Origin of the sequence: Streptomyces sp. SM11, assembly GCF_002910905.1 — a bacterium.
Lineage (GTDB): Bacteria > Actinomycetota > Actinomycetes > Streptomycetales > Streptomycetaceae > Streptomyces.
The window spans coordinates 21,131-24,531 of record NZ_NEUE01000308.1; the positions used below are offsets into that span (position 1 = coordinate 21,131).

At 67.7% G+C, this 3,401-nt stretch carries 4 protein-coding genes; 3 read left to right on the plus strand and 1 reads right to left on the minus strand.

The window, feature by feature from the left end; translation table 11 throughout:
* Window positions 1-969: 969 nt before the first annotated feature.
* Window positions 970-1,698: a GntR family transcriptional regulator gene (locus tag B9S58_RS36515; protein ID WP_030119708.1), complete on the minus strand. Its 729-nt coding sequence runs from the start codon at window positions 1,696-1,698 to the stop codon at window positions 970-972.
* A 157-nt stretch (window positions 1,699-1,855) separates the two neighbouring features.
* Between B9S58_RS36515 and B9S58_RS36520 the strand changes: the two genes are divergently transcribed.
* The 3 genes from B9S58_RS36520 to B9S58_RS36530 form a co-directional block, all read left to right on the plus strand.
* Complete coding sequence (locus B9S58_RS36520; RefSeq protein ID WP_258045162.1) at window positions 1,856-2,188, plus strand: hypothetical protein; 333 nt, start codon at window positions 1,856-1,858, stop codon at window positions 2,186-2,188.
* Window positions 2,185-2,412 (plus strand): hypothetical protein, encoded by a 228-nt coding sequence (locus tag B9S58_RS36525; RefSeq protein WP_103534981.1) that lies wholly within the window; start codon window positions 2,185-2,187, stop codon window positions 2,410-2,412. Before B9S58_RS36520 ends, B9S58_RS36525 begins: the two co-directional genes overlap by 4 nt.
* On the plus strand, window positions 2,409-3,401 hold a 993-nt coding region (locus tag B9S58_RS36530; protein ID WP_374935726.1), incomplete at its 3' end, for a replication initiator. The genes B9S58_RS36525 and B9S58_RS36530, both read left to right, overlap by 4 nt.

Below are 3,401 nucleotides of genomic sequence, written 5' to 3' on the forward strand. Positions count from 1 at the left end.
TCCGCTCCAGCGCCAGCGACGGCTCGTTCATCTTGCGCAGCGTCCGCTCCAGCGCCAGCGACGGCTCGTTCATCTTGCGCAGCGTCCGCTCCAGCGCCAGCGACAGTTGAGCGAGCGCAGGAGGGACCACATCGTCGCCTACCTCTGACATCGGCGCAGTACCGACCGAGCGCCGGGGGGCTTCCTCTTTAAGCTGCTGCTGTTGGCTAGCAGAGTGAGAACTGACCTGAGCCAACGCGACGCAGTACGGAAGGTCGGGAGTGGCCCTCGCGAGAGCGCGAGCCTTCTGCTGTGCAGTCGTTCGCCTATTCTTCGGCATAACTTGCTCCATGTCGAGCAGGGCCTATGCCACCTGCCGATTAGCAAATCTCGCCGGGCAGGAACGTCATCACGGGTCTCGAAAAACCTTGACCGTCGGCGCAGACTTCGCGGCATAGGCGCATGTCAACAGCGGCTCGGGCGTACGTGGCTTGCCCTATCGGGCATAGTACGCCAGCTGCAACTTGACCGCCACCAAGCTCCATGAACCCACCACTCACCCCAGCTCCCATCCCGTCCGCCTTCGACCCACACTCCGTGGAGCGGTCGTGGTTCAGGGCGTCAAGGTGGAGCGCGCCACTGTACGAACGACCTTGACGCCCTGGGCCGCGACTGCTCGGCTCTGCCTGGGTCGAAGGTGGTCGGGATGGGAGCCCCCGCGACGCTCGCCACGCTCCGGCCGGCACTCGCGAACGGTGCCCGGTCCATCCCGGAGTCTGAGCGCCCCCGCCGGAGGCATCCTCTTGAAGCCGCGGGCTTGGTTTTCGTCTCATGCCCCCGGGCCTATCCAGTTGTGGGCGCGCGTCGGCGGCGGCAGCGCCGAGCGGGCCGAAGGCAGGAGCGCGGGCGCAGCCAGAGCCGGGAAGCGCGCCCGGCGGAGCGGAGCGCAGCCGGGTGCCTTGATGAGGTAGAGAAACCTGTAACGGTCGCCTACTCCGTCGCTTCCTGCCAGAAGCCGGGGGTGTACACGTCTTCCCAGAGTTCGATGGGGCCGTCTTCGTCGTAGAACGTGGTGTGCAGTACGAGGACGGGCACGGCAGCGTGTGCAGGGACGGGCACTTCCAGAGCCTCAAGCTCGTAGCCAGCGGCAAGACGGGCAGTTCGCCGCTCGGGAGATCGAGTGATCTCTTTTCCAGTGCGCTCGGTGTACGTCTTCTGCCAGAACGGTTCCAGCGGACCAGTCTGGGCGATCTCCGGCACGTCTCGTAGGGCCCTCGGGTGAATGAACGACAGCGCCAGGGCGTAAGGCACATCGTTTCGCCGGAAGGTCCGCCGACGGATAACCACCTCATCAAAGGGCTCGATACGAAGCTGCTCGATGACGTCGTCGTCGTTGCACCCCCGGATCACCGCCATGTGATCGGTGGCCGTCTCCTCCGCCACAAAGGGCTTACCTGTCGCGTTGAGGCGATCAATCCTCGCTGCTCCAGTCGCAGCCGCACGGGGCCGGGCCGCGACAACCGTCCCCACCCCGGGCTTGGCATAGGTCAGCCCCTCGGCCTTCAACTGCTTGAATGCGCGGTTCGCCGTGGTGACCGTAACGCCGTACTGCTCCTGAATCGCGTTTAGCGAAGGGACCCTGTCCCCAGGATTGAGCTTGCCGTTCTGCATCTGCTTCCGCAGGTCAGCGGCGATCTCCGAGTATCCGATCTTGGCCATATCGGCTCCGCCCTCCCTTCGAGGTTGAGGCGTCTTAGTAGAGTACCTTGTGTAGCGCTACATGTAGTGCTCTACTTAGAGTCTCGTGAACGCGGGAGCGGCGCTCCTACCGCCAAGCAAGCGCGCCGCTCCCTGATCCCCTGAGGGAGTTTCCATCATGACTGCTTCTGCTGTGGTTGTGCGTCGTTCGGTGCTGGGTCGGGCCTGCCCGGCGTGCGCGGAGTTGCGGTGCGCCGATCCGGCTGAGTGCCTGTACTTCCTGACTTCTCGCCCGTGGGCGGACTGCTCGGAGTGCGCCGGGTCCGGTTGGGCCGGTGAGGACGACTGCCTGTCGGTGTTCTGCTGGGTCTGCAACGGTTCCGGGCTGGAGGAGCACACCGCCCGCTCCGTCGTGCACGCCACCGTCAGCGCCCGGCCCCGCGCCCGCCTCCTCGCCCACATCGAGCGCCTGACCGCCGAGGTCTCCGACTCCGTGGCGGTGGCCGCGTGAGCCTCTTCGACGACGCCCTGTTCGGTGAACGCCCCGACTCGGCGGAGTGGGCGGATGAGATGCGGACCGAGCAGATCGGCGTGTACCTCGACGCCCACGACGTCCGCCCCTACACCCACTTCTTCACCGTGGTCGATGACGCTCACTACGCCGAGGAAGACGCCAAGGTGCGCGGCCTCTACCCGCCGATCGGGCACGGCTACCCGAGGGAGGACGACCAGTGACCTCCTTTCCCGTAGAGCCCTCGGCCGTGGCCGGGACCGCCGCCATTGTGGGCACTGATCCGCTGACGCTGGCTGACCTCTTACGGGTCGCCAACGCCCCCGGCTTCGACCGCTGGCAGGAGCAGGTCCGGCGTACCGGTGGCTGCTCGGACCCGATCCATCTGGAGGGCATGACCACTACCCGGGATGCGAAGTCGGGGCAGGTGCTCTACTCCTACAGCACCCAGGGCGAGCCCGGCGGACGCCTCCGGGTCGCGTGCGGGAACCGGCGGGCCTCCCGGTGCCCCTCCTGCGCCTGGACCTACGCCGGGGACACCTTCCACCTGATCCGCGCCGGGCTCACCGGTGACGTGGCCAAGGGAGCGCCGGTCACGGTGCGCACGCACCCCAAGGTCTTCGCGACGCTCACCGCCCCTAGCTTCGGCCCGGTCCACAACCGGCCCACCCGTGGTGTCTGCCGGTGCGGCACCGACCACCCCGAGGACTCCCCGATCCTCGGCACCGCCCTGAACCCCGGCACGTACGACTACGCGGGCGCGGTGCTGTGGAACAACCACGCCGGGGACCTCTGGCGACGCTTCACCATCTACCTCCGCCGGGAGATCGCTGCCCGCGCCGGCCTTTCCCAGAAAGCCGCCTCCGAGGTCTGCCGGGTCTCCTTCGGGAAGGTCGCTGAGTTCCAGAAGCGCGGCGCGGTCCACTTCCACGCCATCGTCCGACTCGACGGCCCCGACGGACCCGAGACCCCGCCCCCCGGCTGGGCCAGCGTCGCCCTGCTGACGGACGCGATCCAGGCGGCTGCCGCCCGCGCCACGGTCCCGCTCCCGGCCTCCGGCGACCACCCCGCCCGAACCTTGGCATGGGGGACACAGGTGGACGTCCGCCCCATCGGTGCCGGGAGTGCGAACGAGGATCTGTCGGAAGAGGCGGTGGCCGCGTACGTGGCGAAGTACGCCACCAAAGCCGCCGAGACCACCGGCACCGTAGAC